The 17,463-nt window shown below is 58.9% G+C and carries 17 protein-coding genes; 6 read left to right on the top strand and 11 right to left on the bottom strand.

Going from position 1 to position 17,463, the window contains the following annotated elements; genetic code table 11:
- Positions 1-32 precede the first annotated feature (32 nt).
- A complete protein-coding gene (locus tag ACR3E2_RS12030) occupies positions 33-1,472 on the bottom strand; it encodes an aldehyde dehydrogenase family protein (RefSeq protein ID WP_480482807.1) in 1,440 nt (479 codons plus the stop codon).
- Between the two features lie 213 nt (positions 1,473-1,685).
- Between ACR3E2_RS12030 and ACR3E2_RS12025 the strand changes: the two genes are divergently transcribed.
- The gene (locus tag ACR3E2_RS12025; protein WP_480482809.1) at positions 1,686-2,336 is read left to right on the top strand and encodes a peroxiredoxin; all 651 of its coding nucleotides are present in this window, start codon (positions 1,686-1,688) and stop codon (positions 2,334-2,336) included.
- 130 nt (positions 2,337-2,466) lie between these two features.
- Here ACR3E2_RS12025 and ACR3E2_RS12020 read toward each other — a convergent pair whose 3' ends face one another.
- Positions 2,467-3,156, bottom strand: coding sequence for an outer membrane protein (locus ACR3E2_RS12020; protein ID WP_480482811.1), 690 nt, complete (start codon positions 3,154-3,156; stop codon positions 2,467-2,469).
- 267 nt (positions 3,157-3,423) lie between these two features.
- Between ACR3E2_RS12020 and ACR3E2_RS12015 the strand changes: the two genes are divergently transcribed.
- A complete protein-coding gene (locus tag ACR3E2_RS12015; protein ID WP_480482813.1) occupies positions 3,424-4,059 on the top strand; it encodes a DUF1326 domain-containing protein in 636 nt (211 codons plus the stop codon).
- A gap of 12 nt (positions 4,060-4,071) precedes the next feature.
- Here the strand turns inward: ACR3E2_RS12015 and ACR3E2_RS12010 are convergent, their stop codons facing one another.
- From ACR3E2_RS12010 to pnp, 3 genes are all read right to left on the bottom strand, one after another.
- Positions 4,072-5,076: a Hint domain-containing protein gene (locus ACR3E2_RS12010; RefSeq protein WP_480482815.1), complete on the bottom strand. Its 1,005-nt coding sequence runs from the start codon at positions 5,074-5,076 to the stop codon at positions 4,072-4,074.
- A gap of 421 nt (positions 5,077-5,497) precedes the next feature.
- Positions 5,498-6,556 carry a hypothetical protein gene (locus ACR3E2_RS12005; protein WP_480482818.1) on the bottom strand — a complete coding sequence of 353 codons (1,059 nt, stop codon included), beginning with the start codon at positions 6,554-6,556 and terminating at the stop codon, positions 5,498-5,500.
- A 250-nt stretch (positions 6,557-6,806) separates the two neighbouring features.
- Complete coding sequence (pnp, locus tag ACR3E2_RS12000; protein WP_480482820.1) at positions 6,807-8,957, bottom strand: polyribonucleotide nucleotidyltransferase; 2,151 nt, start codon at positions 8,955-8,957, stop codon at positions 6,807-6,809.
- A gap of 330 nt (positions 8,958-9,287) precedes the next feature.
- Here pnp and ACR3E2_RS11995 point away from each other — a divergent pair, with 330 nt between their 5' ends.
- Both ACR3E2_RS11995 and ACR3E2_RS11990 read left to right on the top strand, forming a co-directional pair.
- Complete coding sequence (locus tag ACR3E2_RS11995) at positions 9,288-11,000, top strand: adenylate/guanylate cyclase domain-containing protein (protein ID WP_480482822.1); 1,713 nt, start codon at positions 9,288-9,290, stop codon at positions 10,998-11,000.
- Between the two features lie 161 nt (positions 11,001-11,161).
- Positions 11,162-12,061 (top strand): hypothetical protein, encoded by a 900-nt coding sequence (locus ACR3E2_RS11990; protein WP_480474257.1) that lies wholly within the window; start codon positions 11,162-11,164, stop codon positions 12,059-12,061.
- An 88-nt stretch (positions 12,062-12,149) separates the two neighbouring features.
- Here the strand turns inward: ACR3E2_RS11990 and rpsO are convergent, their stop codons facing one another.
- From rpsO to ACR3E2_RS11975, 3 genes are all read right to left on the bottom strand, one after another.
- Positions 12,150-12,419 (bottom strand): 30S ribosomal protein S15, encoded by a 270-nt coding sequence (gene rpsO / locus ACR3E2_RS11985; RefSeq protein WP_170329634.1) that lies wholly within the window; start codon positions 12,417-12,419, stop codon positions 12,150-12,152.
- A 144-nt stretch (positions 12,420-12,563) separates the two neighbouring features.
- Positions 12,564-13,598 carry a calcium-binding protein gene (locus tag ACR3E2_RS11980; RefSeq protein WP_480482824.1) on the bottom strand — a complete coding sequence of 345 codons (1,035 nt, stop codon included), beginning with the start codon at positions 13,596-13,598 and terminating at the stop codon, positions 12,564-12,566.
- A gap of 95 nt (positions 13,599-13,693) precedes the next feature.
- The gene (locus ACR3E2_RS11975) at positions 13,694-14,197 is read right to left on the bottom strand and encodes a DUF1643 domain-containing protein (protein WP_480482826.1); all 504 of its coding nucleotides are present in this window, start codon (positions 14,195-14,197) and stop codon (positions 13,694-13,696) included.
- 96 nt (positions 14,198-14,293) lie between these two features.
- Between ACR3E2_RS11975 and ACR3E2_RS11970 the strand changes: the two genes are divergently transcribed.
- Positions 14,294-14,440, top strand: coding sequence for a hypothetical protein (locus tag ACR3E2_RS11970; RefSeq protein ID WP_480482829.1), 147 nt, complete (start codon positions 14,294-14,296; stop codon positions 14,438-14,440).
- Position 14,441: 1 nt separating this feature from the next.
- Here ACR3E2_RS11970 and truB read toward each other — a convergent pair whose 3' ends face one another.
- From truB to rbfA, 3 genes are read right to left on the bottom strand one after another with little or no spacing between them, the layout of a single operon-like run.
- Positions 14,442-15,347, bottom strand: a complete 906-nt coding sequence (gene truB / locus ACR3E2_RS11965) for a tRNA pseudouridine(55) synthase TruB (protein WP_480482903.1) — start codon at positions 15,345-15,347, stop codon at positions 14,442-14,444.
- A 54-nt stretch (positions 15,348-15,401) separates the two neighbouring features.
- Complete coding sequence (locus tag ACR3E2_RS11960) at positions 15,402-16,145, bottom strand: phosphodiester glycosidase family protein (protein ID WP_480482831.1); 744 nt, start codon at positions 16,143-16,145, stop codon at positions 15,402-15,404.
- Positions 16,142-16,537, bottom strand: a complete 396-nt coding sequence (gene rbfA, locus ACR3E2_RS11955; RefSeq protein WP_209505090.1) for a 30S ribosome-binding factor RbfA — start codon at positions 16,535-16,537, stop codon at positions 16,142-16,144. The genes ACR3E2_RS11960 and rbfA overlap by 4 nt, the downstream gene beginning before the upstream one ends.
- A gap of 92 nt (positions 16,538-16,629) precedes the next feature.
- On the opposite strand from rbfA, the gene dapB reads away from it, so the two are divergent.
- Positions 16,630-17,439, top strand: a complete 810-nt coding sequence (gene dapB / locus ACR3E2_RS11950; RefSeq protein ID WP_480482833.1) for a 4-hydroxy-tetrahydrodipicolinate reductase — start codon at positions 16,630-16,632, stop codon at positions 17,437-17,439.
- The last annotated feature ends 24 nt before the right edge of the window (positions 17,440-17,463 follow it).

Here is a 17,463-nt window from a genome sequence, read left to right as displayed (position 1 = left end):
CCGCCCTCTCATCTCGCATTGCGCCGGGTGTATTATTCAGCCGCCCAGCCGCCGACGGATTTGACTTCCAGAAAGTCCTCCAGCCCCCAAACGCCACCTTCGCGCCCGTTGCCGGATTGCTTCATCCCACCAAACGGAGAGCCCGCGCTGCGCGACTGGCCGTTCATCTCGACCATGCCCGACCGCAGAACCCGCGCCATGCGGTTGGCGCGCGCCTTGTCCTGCGTCTGCACATAATTGGTCAGACCATACGGCGTATCATTGGCGATCTCGACAGCCTCTTCCTCGGTGTCGAAGGGGATCATGGTCAGGACGGGGCCAAAGATTTCCTCGCGCGCGATGGTCATCTGGTTGTTGGCATCGGCAAAGACCGTGGGGCGGACATAATAGCCCTTGTTCAGCCCCTCGGGGCGTCCTGTGCCGCCCGCGACCAGACGTGCCCCTTCGTCGATACCTTTCTGGATCAGGTCCTGAATCTTGGTCCACTGAACCTCATTCACGACGGGTCCGATATGGCGGCCCTCTTCTGCGGCGCTGCCCACTGTGACCTTGCTGGCGACCTCGGCGGCGATCTCAACGGCCTGATCATAGATCGGGCGCTGCACCAGCATCCGGCTCGGCGCGTTACAGCTCTGGCCGGTGTTGTTCATCATATGCAGCACGCCGCGTTTGACAGCCTTTTCATCGGCATCGGCAAAGACCACATTGGCGCCTTTGCCGCCCAGTTCCAGATGCACTTTCTTGAGCGTTTCCGCCGCGTTCTTCGAAATCGCCGTACCCGCACGGGTCGAGCCGGTAAAGCTGACCATATCCACGTCGGGATGACCCGACAGCTGCGAGCCAACGCCCGCGCCATCGCCGTTCACCAGATTGAAGACACCGGACGGGAACCCTGCCTCGTCCATCATCTCGGCAAAGATCACCGCGTTCAGCGGGCTTTGCTCGGAGGGTTTCAGAACCATCGTGCAGCCCGCAATCGCCGCTGCACCGACCTTGAGCGTGACCTGGTTCATCGGCCAGTTCCAGGGCGTGATCAATGCGGCCACGCCAACCGCCTCATAGATGATCCGGTCATTCGGGGCGTCATCCCCCAGAGGGCGTTCAAACTGAAACGCCTTGGCCGCGCGGATGAAGTTCTGCAAATGCCATGTGCCTGCACCAACCTGCTGGCTGCGCGACATGTCAATCGGCGCACCCATTTCCAGCGACATGGCCTGCGCCAGATCTTCCGCGCGGGTCTTGTAGATGTCGATCAGCTTCTCGACCAGTGCGATGCGGGTCTCCACCGGCGTTGCCATCCAGCCCGGCAGGGCGGCCTTGGCGGCGGCAACTGCCGCATCCGTGTCGGCCTGCCCACCCAGTGAGATCACCGCGCACGGCTCCTCGGTCGAGGGGTTGATGACCTCGAAATCATTGGGTTGCGACGGCGCGACCCATTGACCATTGATATAAAAATTCCGCTTTTCGATCATCCTGAGCCCTCCTGTCGGTCCAGCTAGAATCCGGCTGTTCGCCGACACTCTGTCACCCAAGCGAACAGGGGGCAATAGGTGATTTGATCAAATTATTTTTCCGTGAAACCGGTGAATTTCCGGGCCGCGACCACGATGCAAGTTTCAACCCGTGGGCAAAGTGATTAGGTTTCAGGCAATCGACTCAGGTTAATACTGGAAAGGAGATACCCCATGGGTTTGCGCATCAACGATACGGTCCCGAACTTTACCGCAGAAACAGATCAGGGCACCATTCAGTTTCACGACTGGATTGGCGACAGCTGGGCCATTCTGTTCTCGCACCCCAAGGATTTCACGCCTGTCTGCACCACCGAATTCTCGGCCGTGGCGCAGCTGAGTGACGAATGGGCCGCGCGCAACACCAAGGTGATCGGCGTGTCGGTTGACGGTGTCGAAGACCACAAGAAGTGGAAGAAGGATATCGAGGAATACGGCAAGGCCAATCCCGGTTTCCCGATCATCGCTGATGAGGGTCTGGCGGTGTCGAAAGCCTTCGACATGCTGCCTGCCGAAGCCTACCTGCCTGATGGTCGCACCCCGGCTGACAGCGCCACCGTGCGGTCGGTCTTTATCATCGGCCCTGACAAGCAGCTGAAACTGTCGATGACCTATCCGATGACCGTGGGCCGCAACTTTGCGGAAATCCTGCGCGCGCTGGACGGGTTGCAGATGTCGTCAAAAGGTGTCGCAACACCTGCCAACTGGGTGCCGGGTGAAGACGTGATCATCCCGCCCTCAGTGTCGAACGAAGACGCCAAGGCCAAATTCGGCGCGTTCGAGACGATCTTTCCCTATCTGCGCAAGACCAAAGCGCCGTCCTGAGGCGGTTACCGGGTCAGGGGGGCTGTCTGCCCCCCATCGTGCCTGCCGGCACGATTTCCCCCCGAGGATATTTGGGGCCAGATGAAGCAGGCGGGGGCAGGGTAACCGAAGGGAGACCTGCCCCTGGACCTCAGAACTTGTACCGAAGCCCGAAATTGACACTGAACGTATCCAGATCGTCTTCGACGGTGCCGGTCAACGCGCCGTTCGGGGCCAGTCGCCGCGACGAGACGTCAAAGGCGCGGGCATAGCGGGCGTCGACGGTAAAGGCGGTTGACGGGTTGATCTCGTAAGCCACACCGGCGATCAGCTGCGCGGCAAAGGTGGTGTCGCTGTCATCCAGCGCCACACCGGGCCCATAGGCAAAATCCAGATCCGAATAGGTGGCCCCCAGACCAAACCCGGCATAGGGCGTCAGCGCACCCGCCTGTTTGAAATCGAACAGCACATTGGCAAACAATGAGGTCTGCGTGACATCGCCCGAGATATTGCCCTCGGCCCCCGGCCCGTTGCCCGAGAAGTTCACACCATCCACGTCGCTGTCGCGGTAAGACAGCTCCAGCTCAATCCGCGTGCCGAACCTGTCATTTGACCATTGCGGGATTTCCTTGCCGATGGCCACGCCCAGGCCGAATCCCGCGTCGAACTCCGTGTCGACGGATTGGGGCGTGCCGCCGATCGTGCCTGCGAAATCGCTGTCCTGCAGCTGGCTGTACCCGACAAAACCCTGAACATAGGTGCCGTCGCCCAGGCTCTGCGCGGCAAGCGCCGTCGCGCTGGCGGCGAGGGCCGTTGAGGTAAGTAAAATGTGCTTGAACATGATTGTCTCCGTTGCTCCAAAACTCTGCTTGGCCTCGATGTGGGCGGGTTTGACGGAAAGGAAAGGCGCGGGGTTATCACTTCGTTTCACAGGTTTTTGGACGCGCGTGAGTGAATAGATCCGGGGCTGGGGCAGCGCTGTTCATCGGCTTCTTCGGGCCCCTCAGGTTCTGGTTCGCGCCGAATTGTGATAGGGTGCTTAGGGGCAAAACTCAGGCATGCGACCAATCACCTCGGGCTTTCGGACTGTTCAAAGCAGGAGAAGACCATGGCTTTTACAGATTGGTATGTTGAAGGAGAGAGTTTCGGGAACTGCAACTGCGGCTATGCCTGCCCCTGCCAGTTCGAAGAGTTGCCGACCCATGGCGATTGCCGGGGGTTCGAAGTGCTGGAGGTGACCAAAGGGCATTTCGGTGACACCGACCTCAGCGGGACCAAAGCCGCGCTGATCTATGCCTGGCCGGGGCCGATCTTTGAGGGCGGCGGCGAGATGCAGGTGATCGTTGATCCCGCAGCAACCCCGGCACAGCGCGACGCGCTGGAAAAGGTCTTTCACGGTGAAGAAACCGAAGAGATGGCGACGCATTGGTATGTGTTCAGGGCAATGTGCGAGACGGTTCATGACACGCTTTACCTGCCGATCGAATTCGAGATGGACCTCGAAGAACGCACGGCCAGCGTTACCGTTGGTGATGTTCTGAAATCCACCGGACAGCCGATTCAGGCCCCGCATGGCGGCGGCGCGCATCGGGTGCGCATCGATATCCCCGGCGGGATCGAGTTTTCCATTGCCGAGATTGGCAGCGCCTCGACCCGCTCTGATGCCGCGATAAAGCTGGACCTGAAGGACAGCTATGGCCAGTGGCATCTTCTGAAACATGGGCCCGGCGGGGTTGCTCACTGATCGGCACCCCTGTCAGGCGGCGTGCGCAGATGTGTTCGGGACCGATGACCAGCAGGGCAGCGTCAGATCCGCCTTCAGCACCCGAACCTCAAAGGGTTTCAGCACCGGCAACGCGGTTGACCCATAGCCACCGGCACCGCAGGCCAGATCCGGGAACAGGGTGAACAGCTCGCGCCTTGTGGCGGGAGCCATCGCGCCCAGTGTCGTGTCGCCGGGATAGAAGGATTCGGACCAGACCCCTTCGACATTCACCAACTCATGCCGGTCAAAAAGGATATGGACATACTCGACCCCTTGCGCGGGCAGCTCCTGAACGATTGTCCGCCCGTTGATCAGCCCCTTGGCCGGGGCCAGCATCGCGGTCTCGCAATGCATCAGCTCCATCATCGCCGAGGTGACGGCGATCCGGTGTTGTGGCGAGACGACCAGATCACGGTTGGGGCTGTTTGGCCCGAAACATCCCGCCATGATCCGAACCGGACAGAGATGAGGGTCCTGTTGCAACTCCTGCGCTGACAAGCGACGCCTGCCGACCCAGCGCACCGGGCGGATATGGCCCTTGGCAGTGACAACCGGGTCGCCGGGGTTCAGGGTTTCGACCCGGCGCAGCCCGGCGGGTGTCCGGATCAGGGACCCGGCGGTAAAGCACACGAAAGACGGCAGGGTCTGATAAGTAGTTGGCGCTGCCGTCCCGCCAAAGCTGGTCCCCGTGATCGTATCGTTCAGCTGCGCCTGACCCGAGGTGACGATGATGTAGCGCGGGTTCGAGAACTGAACCAGAATGAAGGTGACAGGCGCCCCGTTCACCGTCCCCGAATAGCTTTCGAAAGTGCTGAAATTCTGGCTTGTCCCGGAAAAACCGGGCAGGGCCGACAGATCAAGCTGCGCGCTGTCAGGGTCGGGATCCTGCAACAGGGCGTCATTGTCGGTGATATCAACGGAATAAGCGGCAGTAATATCGACGCTTTTATTGCTGTAGGGGTCTGCGCTGATTTCGAAAACGGTTATCGAGGCCACGGTCGAAAAGCATCCCTGAATGCAACATGATCATCCTTATGGTTGAGTAAATACACGCATGAAGTGTTAATAATTGATTTACCAAGCCACGGGACGCCCGACACTCCTGACCGCGCGGACAAAAATAGCCCCGGTCGAAACCGGGGCCTTTCGCATTCAATCAGAGGGTGGGCAGATTACTCTGCGCTTTCCTCTTTAAGCAAAACCAACCTAGCCCCGGCATTTCACATATGCGGATATGTGGGTGGTAGAAGCGGAGGTTAGTGGAAGGTAGCGGAGGTTAGCGGAAGGTAGCGGAGGTTAGTGGAAGGTAGCGGAGGTTAGTGGAAGGTAGCGGAGGTTAGCGGAAGGTAGCGGAGGTTAGCGGAAGGTAGCGGAGGTTAGTGGAAGGTAGCGGAGGTTAGTGGACGGTAGTGAAACATTATTGCAAAACATTTTCAGAATGAGTGCTGGAAACGACAGTTATCCAAGTTGCAAAAGACCTTGTAGGTAACCGATAAAACCCTTTGCGCGCTTCATCAGCTAAGATAATCTCGCGCTTTTTTAAAGCCGCAAGAGCATTATCCACATTAGAAGCGGATACTTCACAGCCTTCAATAATTGACTTGCGTGCAACCCAACCGTCGCCGTGTTCAGCCATAAAATCCAAAACTCGTCTATAATCGTCAGACCAAATCTTTGAATAGTACATCTCGCTGAAGTACTTCGCACCGAGTTGATCTATCGCGCCGTTCTCTGCCGAAGCACCATGAAGTACATCTTTCAAATCAATCGCGTCATCCGTGTCGGTGTCAAAAGCACAGTAACAAAACTGCTGAAGGAAGTGTGGGTATCCTTCAGAAAGATCGCTCAACAGGTCAGTTGCTTCTTCATCAATTTTTGTTTTGCGTTCGTTTTCTTCATTTGCTCTAGCGATGCCTACACGGACTACATTCTTTCTCTCTTTCGGTTCAAGTGGTTGCATGGTCAAAACCTGAAAAACTCTAAGAGATGACTCGTGAGAATCCCGAAGCTTTTGAACAAGAATCGACTGACCAGCGAGCAAGAACAATACGTCGTTGCAACCTCGCTTCGCCAAGCGTTCCGTTACAATTTTTAAAAATTCTCCCAGGCCAGCTTCCACCGGAGGTGTGTCTGCCTCGTCCAGAAGCACTGCGATTCCGTCAAAGTTGCGTGTCTCCGAGATGTCGACGAAGAGGGAAACCAGATCATCAAGTGCTTCGTCGGGGTCGATCTCTTCCTCTTTTCCTCTATAGGCGACGCCCAATATTTCCCAATTGGAAAGAAACTCCCAAACCAGCTTTGCTTTTTCTTTAAGGTTCTCGTGCGAACGGAGCTTGGATTTTAGTTCACGTCCAATTTGCTTAACGATTCCACCCTGCGTTTGAACGCCTGCTAAGTCGGTAGAAACAGTCAAGAAATTGAATTCTAAAGCTTCGACGTTGATCTCTCCGCGGGCTATTAGATCTGCATAATTCAATAATGATTATTTTCCTATGCCACGCTCGCCGGAAATGAGGAGGTGCTGAGGGTTGTTATTCTTTGTCTGAAAAAGAGCCTGTTCAATCGCCTCAATCTCATCGAACCGTCCAATGAACATTCCAGGAAAAGCGATCCCGAACGGTACAAACGGATTAAACTTCATGTTCACCTCAGAATTTGCTCTCAGAATACACAAAGGCTCCGGTAATTCCACCGGAGCCCCATAAAAATATCAAGTAAGAAGCAGATTACTCTGCGCTTTCCTCTTTCTTTTCTTTCTTCTCGGGAACGATCTCTTCCCCGGTTTCCTGATCGACCACTTTCATCGACAGGCGAACCTTGCCGCGATCGTCAAAGCCCAGCAGCTTGACCTTCACTTCCTGACCTTCCTTCAGAACATCCGACGGATGGTTCAGGCGGCGGTTTTCGATCTGGGACACGTGGACCAGACCGTCGCGCTTGCCAAAGAAGTTCACAAAGGCACCGAAATCGACGATCTTGACCACCTTGCCGGTATAGACCTGACCTTCTTCCGGCTCGGCCACGATCGACCAGATCATGTCATAGGCCTTCTTGATCGATTCCCCATCGGGCGATGCGATCTTGATGACGCCATCGTCGTTGATGTCGACCTTGGCACCCGAAACCTCGACGATCTCGCGGATGACTTTGCCGCCCGAACCGATCACTTCACGGATCTTGTCGGTCGGGATGTTCATGGTCTCGATGCGCGGCGCGTGGACCGAGAACTCGTTGGTCTCGGACAGGGCTTTGCCCATCTCGCCCAGGATGTGCATCCGGCCGTCCTTGGCCTGTGCCAGGGCGGTTTCCATGATCTGAGGCGTGATGCCCGCGACCTTGATGTCCATCTGAAGCGAGGTGATGCCGTTTGCAGTACCCGCAACCTTGAAGTCCATATCGCCCAGGTGGTCTTCGTCACCCAGAATGTCGGTCAGAACTGCGTAAGACCCGTCATCTTCCAGGATCAGACCCATGGCCACACCGGCAACCGGAGCTTTCAGCGGAACACCCGCATCCATCATCGACAGCGAACCGCCGCAGACAGACGCCATCGAGCTGGAGCCGTTGGATTCAGTGATCTCGGACACCACGCGGATGGTATAGGGGAAGTCGGTCGGCGCAGGCAGAACCGCCTGCAGCGCGCGCCATGCCAGCTTACCGTGACCGATTTCGCGACGGCCGGGCGAACCCACACGGCCCACTTCACCAACCGAATAGGGGGGGAAGTTGTAATGCAGCAGGAAGTTCGATTTGAAGTTGCCGTGCAGCGCGTCGATGAACTGCTCATCGTCGCCGGTGCCCAGCGTGGTCACGGCCAGCGCCTGAGTTTCACCGCGGGTGAACAGGGCAGAGCCGTGTGTGCGCGGCAGCAGCGAGGTTTCGGCTTCGATGGCACGCACATCGGTGGTCGAACGACCGTCGATGCGCTTGCCGCCCTTGACGACGTCACCGCGCAGAATACCGGCTTCCAGCTTTTTCATCGCCGAGCCAAGATTGGCGTCTTCCAGCTGTTCCTCGCTCAGCGCTTCCTTGATCGCTTCACGGGCAGCGGCAACAGCGGCGGTGCGCTCCTGCTTGTCGGTGATCGCGAACGCGGCGCGCATCTGCTCTTCACCGGCAGCCGAAACGGCGGCATAAAGCTCCGAGTAATCGGGTGCGACGAATTCGAACGGCTCTTTCGCGGCGTCTTCGGCCAGCGAAATGATCAGGTCGATGACCGGCTGGATCTGCTCATGCGCAAAGGTCACGGCACCCAGCATTTCGGCCTCGGACAGCTCATAGGCTTCCGATTCCACCATCATCACGGCGTCTTTGGTACCGGCAACAACCAGATCCAGACGCTGTTCAGGGTTCAGGCGCAGGTCCTGCATGTCATCCACGGTCGGGTTCAGGACGTATTCGCCATCCACGAAACCAACGCGGGCACCGGCGATCGGGCCCATGAACGGCGCGCCGGAAATGGTCAGTGCAGCCGACGCGGCGATCATCGCGACGATGTCGGGATCATTGACCAGATCGTGGCTCAGCACGGTGCACATCACCAGAACTTCGTTTTTGAAACCGTCAACGAACAGCGGGCGGATCGGACGGTCGATCAGGCGCGCGGTCAGCGTCTCTTTCTCGGTCGGGCGCGCCTCGCGCTTGAAGAAGCCACCCGGAACCTTACCGGCGGCATAGTATTTCTCTTGGTAATGTACGGTCAGCGGGAAAAAGTCCTGACCGGGTTTTTGGCTCTTGGCAAAGGTCACGTTGGCCATGACGCTGGTTTCGCCCAGCGTGGCAATCACGGTGCCGTCGGCCTGACGGGCAACCTTGCCGGTTTCCAGTGTCAGCGTCTCCTCGCCCCACTGCATCGATTTCTTCGTTACATCAAACATATGCGTATCCTAGAACGGAGCACTCCCGCCCCTGCGGGTCTCCGGTTTTGCATGGCGGCCCCATTGCCGCCGACCCCATTTATCTTCCGTTCGAGTGCCGGGGTCAGGGCACAACGTCTCAGATACCGCGCGCATACATGAGAATGCGTTGGAAGGAAAGCGAAACCGAAAAAGCTGGCCGGATCATGCTGAGGCAGGCCCTGACCCCTCGCAGCGCGACACAAGGCACAAGGGCCGCATGATGGTGTGCGGCGTGCCATTACCCCCGTCCGGGAAATGGCCTGACAGAACCGGATCACTGCGCTAACCTAACTTTCATCGGGGGTGCAAATGAAAAGACGGCTTACGACAGTGCTGGCGGCTGACGTTGTCGGGTATTCTGCGCTTATGGATCAGGACCGGCAGGGTACACTTGCAGCACTGAAATCGTTCCGTGACGACACGCTCACTGCCCTGCTGAAATCCCACAACGGCACATTGATCAAAAGCATGGGGGATGGCTGGATCGCCGAATTCCAGTCAACGTCCGACGCGTCGGATTTTGCGATTGCCCTGCAATCCTGCGACAAGCCCGAAGGGCTGCGGCTGCGCATCGGTATTCACACGGGTGAGGTCATTACAGAAGGCGAGGACATCTTCGGTGATGGCATCAATGTCGCTGCCCGGCTCGAGGCTTTGGCCAAACCCGACCAGATCCTGATCTCGGACACGGCGCATCACAGCCTTGACCGGGGTGATGCGGGCCTGTTCGGCGGCGGCGGGCAGGCCGAGCTGAAGAACATCACGCGCCGCGTTGGTGTCTGGTGCTGGCCAAAGGGTTCAACCGCCCATCTTGCTACACCCGCCGACACTCGTCCGGGGATCGCCGTTCTGCCCTTCGACAACATGTCCGGCGACCCCGAGCAAGAGTTCTTTGCCGACGGCATAACCGAAGACATCATCACGGAACTGTCGCGCTTTCGCTGGCTGATGGTCGTGGCCCGCAACTCGTCCTTCATCTTCAAGGGAAAAACGACGGATATCCGACAGGTCGGCCTGACGCTCGGGGTTCGGTATGTGCTGGAAGGGTCCGTCCGACGCGCCGGACAGCGTGTCCGGATCACCGGGCAGTTGATTGATGCGGAAAATGGCAGCCACCTGTGGGCCGATCGCTTTGACGGGGTGCTGGACGATATCTTCGACCTTCAGGACAAGGTCACGCAAGAGGTCGTCACGGCCATCGAGCCTTCGCTGCGCCGCGCCGAAACGAACCGGTCCCGCGCCAAGCCGACGGAAAACCTCGAAGCCTATGAACTCTATCTTCAGGCGCTGTCGCATTTTCATCTGCTGACAGATGACGCCAATCGCGAAGCCATCCGGCTGACGACGCTGGCGCTGGACCGCGACCCGGATTACGCCGCAGCCGCAGGGCTGCTGGCCTGGCTGCATATTCAGCGCCTTGTGCAGGGGCTCGACCCCATCGGCGAAGGGCCCAGGGCCGCCATCAGCGCGGCAGAACGCGTTCTCATGAGCGACCGCGCCGACGGCATTGCCATGGCTTATGCGGCGCATTCAATCTCGATGCTGGCCCGCGACTTGCCGCGCGCGCGGGCGGCGTTCAAACAGGCTCTGGCTGAAAACCCTAATGCTGCAAGTGTTCACATGCTCGCCTCCATCAACCTGTGCATGTTGAACTGGTCGGACGAGGCATTGGAACACGCAACACATGCCATTGAACTCAGCCCGAAAGACCCGATGCGCCATGCGGCGCATATCGCCCGGGCAAGTGCGCTTTTTCAACTGCGCCGGTATGACGAGGCCGCCGCCGCAGCGCGTGACGCTCTGGCCGTTCGGTCAGGATTTGTCATGAGCCACCTGATGCTTATTGCCGCCTTGGGCCAGATGTCGGATGCCGCAGCGGCGCAGGCGGCGATAAGCGACCTGCAAGCGTTGCGCCCCGATATCACCGCTTCCTCGGATCAGACCAGTTTGCCAATCTTTACCGTTCCGGCCTGTGCGGAAAGCTGGCGCGAAGGGTGGAAAAAGGCCGGTCTTCCCGAATAACGGCTGATCTACAGACACGCGTTCTGCTGCGGCCACGAAACGCCGCGCCCCCCGGTTGGCGGCGACCGGTTGTTCAAGTGTGATGTTCACCACAGAGAGATTTCAAAACTCGTCTATTGTGCAGGCTTATTGTGTCAAAGTTAATGAAAGTAGGTTTACCCATGAAGCTTCATTCCGCCTCTGGTATTTCATTCAACCCTGATGTGTTCGATGAGTCATTCATCGAGATGCTCGACAAGCTCCCCGAGGACGCGGTCGAGGACATCGACCTTGATGCAGGCCCGAAGATGCCGCTGATGACAGCCCCCGCCGCCGAACCAAGCGCGGCGGACGTGGCCGCGATCATGGAAAGCGCATGGGAAGAGCTTTATGCCTCAGACGAAGGGGCCGATATCCGCGCGCTTCCGGCCGACCAACAGGCGCAGATCAAGGCGCGGTTCCTGTCCCCCGACCCGATACCCGAGGCCGAAGCCGCCACGGTTCCCGTCGATGCCGCGCCGTTCTCGGTGCAGGAAACCGCGGACAGCCTGATCCTGATGCAGGGGGACACGCCGCTTTTGGGGGCACCGCTGGGCACCAGCAGGAAAAAGCGCAAGAAAGCCGCGCTGAACACCTTTATCGGGGCCGCCGCCAAGGCGTTTGCCGATATCATCACGATGGCCATGGCCGCGCTGGGGGTTTATCAGGCGCTCGGAACCAAGACGGTCACGCGGGCCGGGGCCGGGATTGCCGTCAAATGCAGCGGCCCGATCAGCCGCCATGCCGGCGCAATCGCCAAGGCCGGAACGGCGGGCAGCGATCTGGCCATGATGAAGGCAATGCTGGGCGTCGCCAAGGCTTCCGTCGGGTTCACCAAACTTGCGGGCATCGTTCTGACCGACATGAGCGGCCTGGAAAAAGCCGCCGCGATTGCCACCTGCGTCGGTGGCATGACACTGGCCGTCGCCTCGGCAAGCGGGTCGTTCTGGCTGTCGATGCTGGCGATGGTAACCGCAGTTGCGATGTTCGTGATCGACACCGCCTTGGCGGTCGATACCTACAAAAAGTGGCAGGCAATCTGACCCGAAATCAAAGACGCCCGCCAATTGGGCGGGCGTACAAATCTTACAGACCGGGGTTCAGAACCGGTACAAAACGTAACAAATACGTTTAGCGGCGGATGCCCAGCTTTTTGATCAGGTCCTGGTAACGCGCCTCTTCCTTGCCCTTCAGGTAGTCCAGCAGCTTACGGCGCTGAGCAACCATTTTCAGCAGACCACGACGACCGTGGTTGTCTTTCTTGTGGGTCTTGAAGTGCTCGGTCAGGGTGTTGATGCGCGAGGTCAGGATAGCAACCTGTACTTCAGGCGAACCGGTGTCGCCTTCTTTGGTTGCGAATTCTTGCATGACGCGTGCTTTTTCAGCGGCAGTGATCGACATCGGGGTCTCCTTTGAAAGGTTAGAGTTGATGGCGCAGGCCGGGATGTCGTCCAGCACAGGCCCATGGAGAAAACCGCACCGATTCCGATGCGGATGGGCGCGTATAAGCGCATTTGACCCAAATGGCAAAGGGTTTCTGCGGGCTCAGACCATCTGCCCGTATTGTGCCAGCTGCGCTTCGGTGATCAGCTGAATGTCAGCCGCTGTCATACCTTCGGCACCATATACCTGCGCAACTTCCTGACCATCGATGAAAACCCTTGTCAGGTTGGCGTTTTCGGCGTCGGCCTCAACCTCGATTGCCGGGTCGGTCTCATCCTCCCACGTCACCAGCAGCTTGTCTTCGCCGGGTTGAAACCCCATCACGGTCACCTGATCGTCGCCTGGGTTCAACACGATGTCATCAGCCCCGTCTCCGCCCGTTACCACGTCTTCGCCGCCTGCCAGAATGGTATCGTCACCCGCACCGCCGTTCAGGAAATCCCTTTCGGCGGCCCCCTCTTCGATCCCGAAAACAAAGTCGTCTCCATCCCCGCCAAAGACGGTATCCTCACCTTCGCCCCCGTTCAGAACATCATCCCCGAACCCGCCCTGCAACGCATCATCCCCTGCGCCGCCGTCCAGCCTGTCGTCGCCCTGACCGCCAAACAGTTCGTCCTCACCCGCACCGCCATCCAGTGTGTCGTCACCAAAGTGACCGTAAAGGGCGTCATCCCCGTCATCTCCGAACAAGAGGTCGTCATCCGCCTCACCGTGCAGGATGTCATTTCCCTGCCCGCCCGATATCTCATCCGCGCCGTCGCCCCCATGCAGAACGTCGTTGCCCTTGGCACCGTTTATCGTGTCGTCCCCGCCATAGCCGTTGATCTGATCGACACCGTCCTGCCCGGTAATCACGTCCGAACCATCGCCGCCAGCAATCACGAGATCGCCTTCAAATTCCGAGATCACAGTTCCGGTGAAGGGCGCCTCGCTACTGTCCGGCGAGGGTTCGGTGTTAGCGTTTTCCGGGTCTTCGACACCCTCGCCGATGACCAGAAATTCACCGGTACCAACCTCGGCCGAAGGTTCACCTTCCGGGTTTTCATCCGGCGTGTCGTCCTCTTCGATCAGAAAATCGCTCATCGCGTAAGCAGCGCCGCCAATGGCGGCCAGTCCAAGCAATCCGGCCAGAAACATGGAACCCCTCCGAAAGCATGATGTTCCGAGGGTGGAATATCCCATATCGCCCGTCACCGGGTCAAAGGTAAACCTTTGAAATGGTTAATCCTTTGTCACCAGAGTTCTGGCTGCTGAGTATAGGCGATATAAAGCGGATGTTTGGGGTGACCGTCCTTGGTCAGGCCCAGATGGAACAGCGATTGGCCGGTGCCGCGCAACAGGGTTTCCACCGCAGGGCCGCGCTCCAGATGCGCGCCATGCGTGCCCCAGGCCGCGATGACCTGATCGGCCCATTGCACGCCGTCCAGAATGGCCGCGTCATTCTCGGGTCCGACCGGATCGGCGGCAGCCCGCATCTTGCGCGGGTCGGTGTCGCGCCACGCAAAGATGTTCGTGACCTGAAACGCCCCGAACCCAAGCGCGCGTGCGCGCCGTTCACAGCGTTCCACTGTCGGATCGTTCTGCACCTCGGTCGCGGTTGAGGGGTTCAGCATCACAAACAGCGCCTTGCGCCCTGCCGGGTCCCAGATGCGGGTCAGGCTATAGCGGTATTTCTCGCAATCGGAATATATGGCGGTCGAGGGCGCGTCGCCCTTGGTATGGGAACGGGTGATCATGCTAGGTATATCCAAGTCTCATTGTGAGTCCGCAATATGTAGATTTTGTTCTTGTTTTGTGCCATCTTTGATTTTGTGATTCCATAGGAGATCGACATGCCAGCGAAAAAGCAATCGGGCAACAAAACTTCAACTTTGGCTTCCAAAGTGCTTTCGGGCAAAAAGAAGCCAACGCAAAAAGAGATAAAGTCTTTGGCAGCTTCTGTGCTTGCTCAAGACGAAACTAAAGGTAAGCGCAAATAGATTAGTCGACGAACACCCGGCTGGGGTGCAATTCACCGGATTTATAGATGCCCACGGCCACGGCCTTGCCGTCGAACGATGCCCAGGCCTCGTCGCCATATTCCACGTCCGAAGCCAGTACCATGCCCGGATTGCCATTGCGCAGACGGGTTGCCCCCTCGGCGGTGCATTTCAGCTCGGGCAGGTCGGACAGGCCGGTTTCCAGTGGGTGCAGATATTCGTCCAGCGCGGTTGTTTTCGCCATCTCGTCGATCTGCTCGATGCTTAACCCGTCCTCGGCCTCGAACGGGCCGGACCAGATGCGGCGCAGTTCCTTGACGTGGCCGTGGCACCCCAGCGCCTCGCCCAGATCGCGGGCGATAGACCGCACATAGCCGCCTTTGCCGCAGGTCATCTCCAGCACCACGTGATCTTCGTCGGGGCGGTCGACAAGGATCAGTTCCTCGACCCAGAGGGGGCGAGCGTTCAGCTCCACATCCTCCCCATCACGGGCCAGTTTATAGGCGCGTTGGCCGTCGATCTTCACCGCCGAGAATTTGGGCGGCACCTGCATGATATCGCCCAGAAACGGGGTCAGCGCCTGTTTGATATCGTCATCCGAGGGGCGCGCATCGCTTTGCGCGATCACTTCGCCCTCGGCATCGTCCGTGTTGGTGGCCTGCCCCAGTCGCACGGTAAAGGTATAGGCTTTTAAGGCATCGGTGATATAGGGAACGGTCTTGGTCGCCTCGCCCAAGGCAATTGCCAGAACGCCGGTCGCCTCGGGATCCAGCGTGCCCGCATGGCCCGCCTTTTTGGCATCCATCGCCCAACGCACCTTGTTGACCACGGCGGTCGAGGTCATGCCCGCAGGCTTGTCCACCACCAGCCAACCGGAAATGTCGCGGCCCTTGCGTTTGCGTCCCATCATGCACCTTGAATCTTGCTGAGGCGCGCGAGTTAGCGGATCACTCTGCCGCTGTCAATTTGCGGGCGTTTCTTCGACCACACCGACAATCGGCCCCAGCGAGAATCCCAAATCCGAGCGGTTGCTGGCACGCTCATACATCCGCGAGATATTGCCGTCGAAAAACAGCGCGTTTGGCGTGCCAAGCACATCGCGGAACAAACGTCCGAACTCGTGGAAGGTGACGTAATCTTCCGAGATCGCAAACACCGCCCGTGTACCATCGGAACTGGTGCCGACCCCATTTCGAACATAAAGCGAGGTCGAATCAGGCAGGAAGCGCGGGTGCAGTTCTCCGTCGATCACCAGCATGGGACCGGATTGGGTGGCAAAGCGGCAGGTGGGCGCCTGATCCACGTATTCAAGCGTTTCAAACACATCCGCCCGGCCTTCGCGGATGCAGAACACGCCATTGGGCAGCAAACCGAAGTTGCCGGGGCCGGGGTTGGTGATCACACGCATCTGCTCCTGGCCGTCCTCGACATAATGGCCAACGGGTGAACGGTCGTCGTGGTACATGCCCGCGTTCATCGCAAAGGTCAGCCGTTCGCCTTCCGGGGCCAGCACTTCGTTGACCGCCGAAAAATGCCCCAATACCTGACCGTCTTCACCGTTCAGAAACAGCCGCAGATCTTCATTGGCGGCATCGACGTTGCAAACCGTATAACGTTTGTCCTCATGGGTCAGCTTTTCACAAGTGACCGCTCCTGCCTGCGCGGCCCAAAGAAGCGTCGCCAATGTGACAAACGTGCGGATCACTCGTCCAGATCGCGGCGCACCGCGTCCTGTTCGAACATGCGGCGGGTGTCGTCCAGACGGTCGAACGTGTCATCCAGCCGAAAGCGCAGATCGGGCGCGAATTTCAGGCCGACTTTCTTGCCGACCATGCGCCGCAGCTCACCCTTGTTGCGGGCCAGAAGTTCGATCACGTCCTCCTGCCCTCTGCCGCCAAGGGGCAGCACATAGGCGGTGGCGATCTTCAGATCGGGCGAGGTGCGCACCTCACCCACGGTGATCGACATGCGATTCAGGTCGGGGTCGTGGACATCTCCGCGCGCCAGAACTTCGGACAGAGTGCGACGGATCAGTTCGCCGACACGCAGCTGCCGTTGGGACGGGCCGGGGCCATCATGGAATTTGTTCTTTGCCATAATCCCCGATCTAAGCGCAAAGCGGGGCTTTGCCAAGCGGGCGCGAACCGGGTAGGAGGCTTTGAGCCGACTTAACGAAAAGGACCAGCGCAATGACCCATATTCCGGGGATCGTCATCACAGGGGCTTCGGGCCGTATGGGGCAGATGCTGATCAAGACCGTGTCGGACAGCGATCAGGCGCGTCTGGTCGGCGTGGTCGAACGCAAGGGCCATGACTGGATCGGTCAGGATGTGGGCACGGTCATGGGCGGGCAGGCGCTGGGCGTTACCGTCACCGACGACCCGCTGGAGGCCTTTGCGCAGGCGCAGGCAGTGATCGACTTCACCGCGCCCGAGGCGACACTGGACTTCGCCGCGCTGGCCGCGCAGGCGCGCTGTGTGCATGTGATCGGCACCACCGGCATGTCCGACGAACAGATCGCAGCACTGGAACCCGCGTCGCGCCATGCGGTGATCGTACGAGCCGGAAACATGAGCCTTGGCGTCAACCTTCTGGTGCAATTGACCAAAAAGGTCGCAGCTGCGCTGGATGAGGATTTCGATATCGAGATCATCGAAGGTCACCACCATCACAAGGTAGATGCACCTTCGGGCACCGCCTTGATGCTGGGAGAGGCCGCAGCCGAAGGGCGTGGCGTTGAGTTGTCGGACGTGTCCGACCGGGGTCGGGACGGCATCACCGGTGCGCGCAAGCGTGGAGATATCGGTTTTCACGCTATTCGCGGCGGCGACATCGTGGGGGAACATGATGTCCTGTTCGCCGCCCCTGGAGAACGCATCGTCCTGCGCCATCTGGCCACCGACCGCGCCATCTTTGCCCGCGGCGCGTTGAAAGCGGCGCTGTGGGGGCAGGGCAAATCCCCCGGTCAATATGACATGGTGGATGTGCTTGGGCTGTAAGCCATAGACGGGCCGCTCGACGGC

The organism is Ruegeria sp. AL7, assembly GCF_056536105.1.
This window is presented reverse-complemented; position numbering and strand designations above follow the sequence as displayed.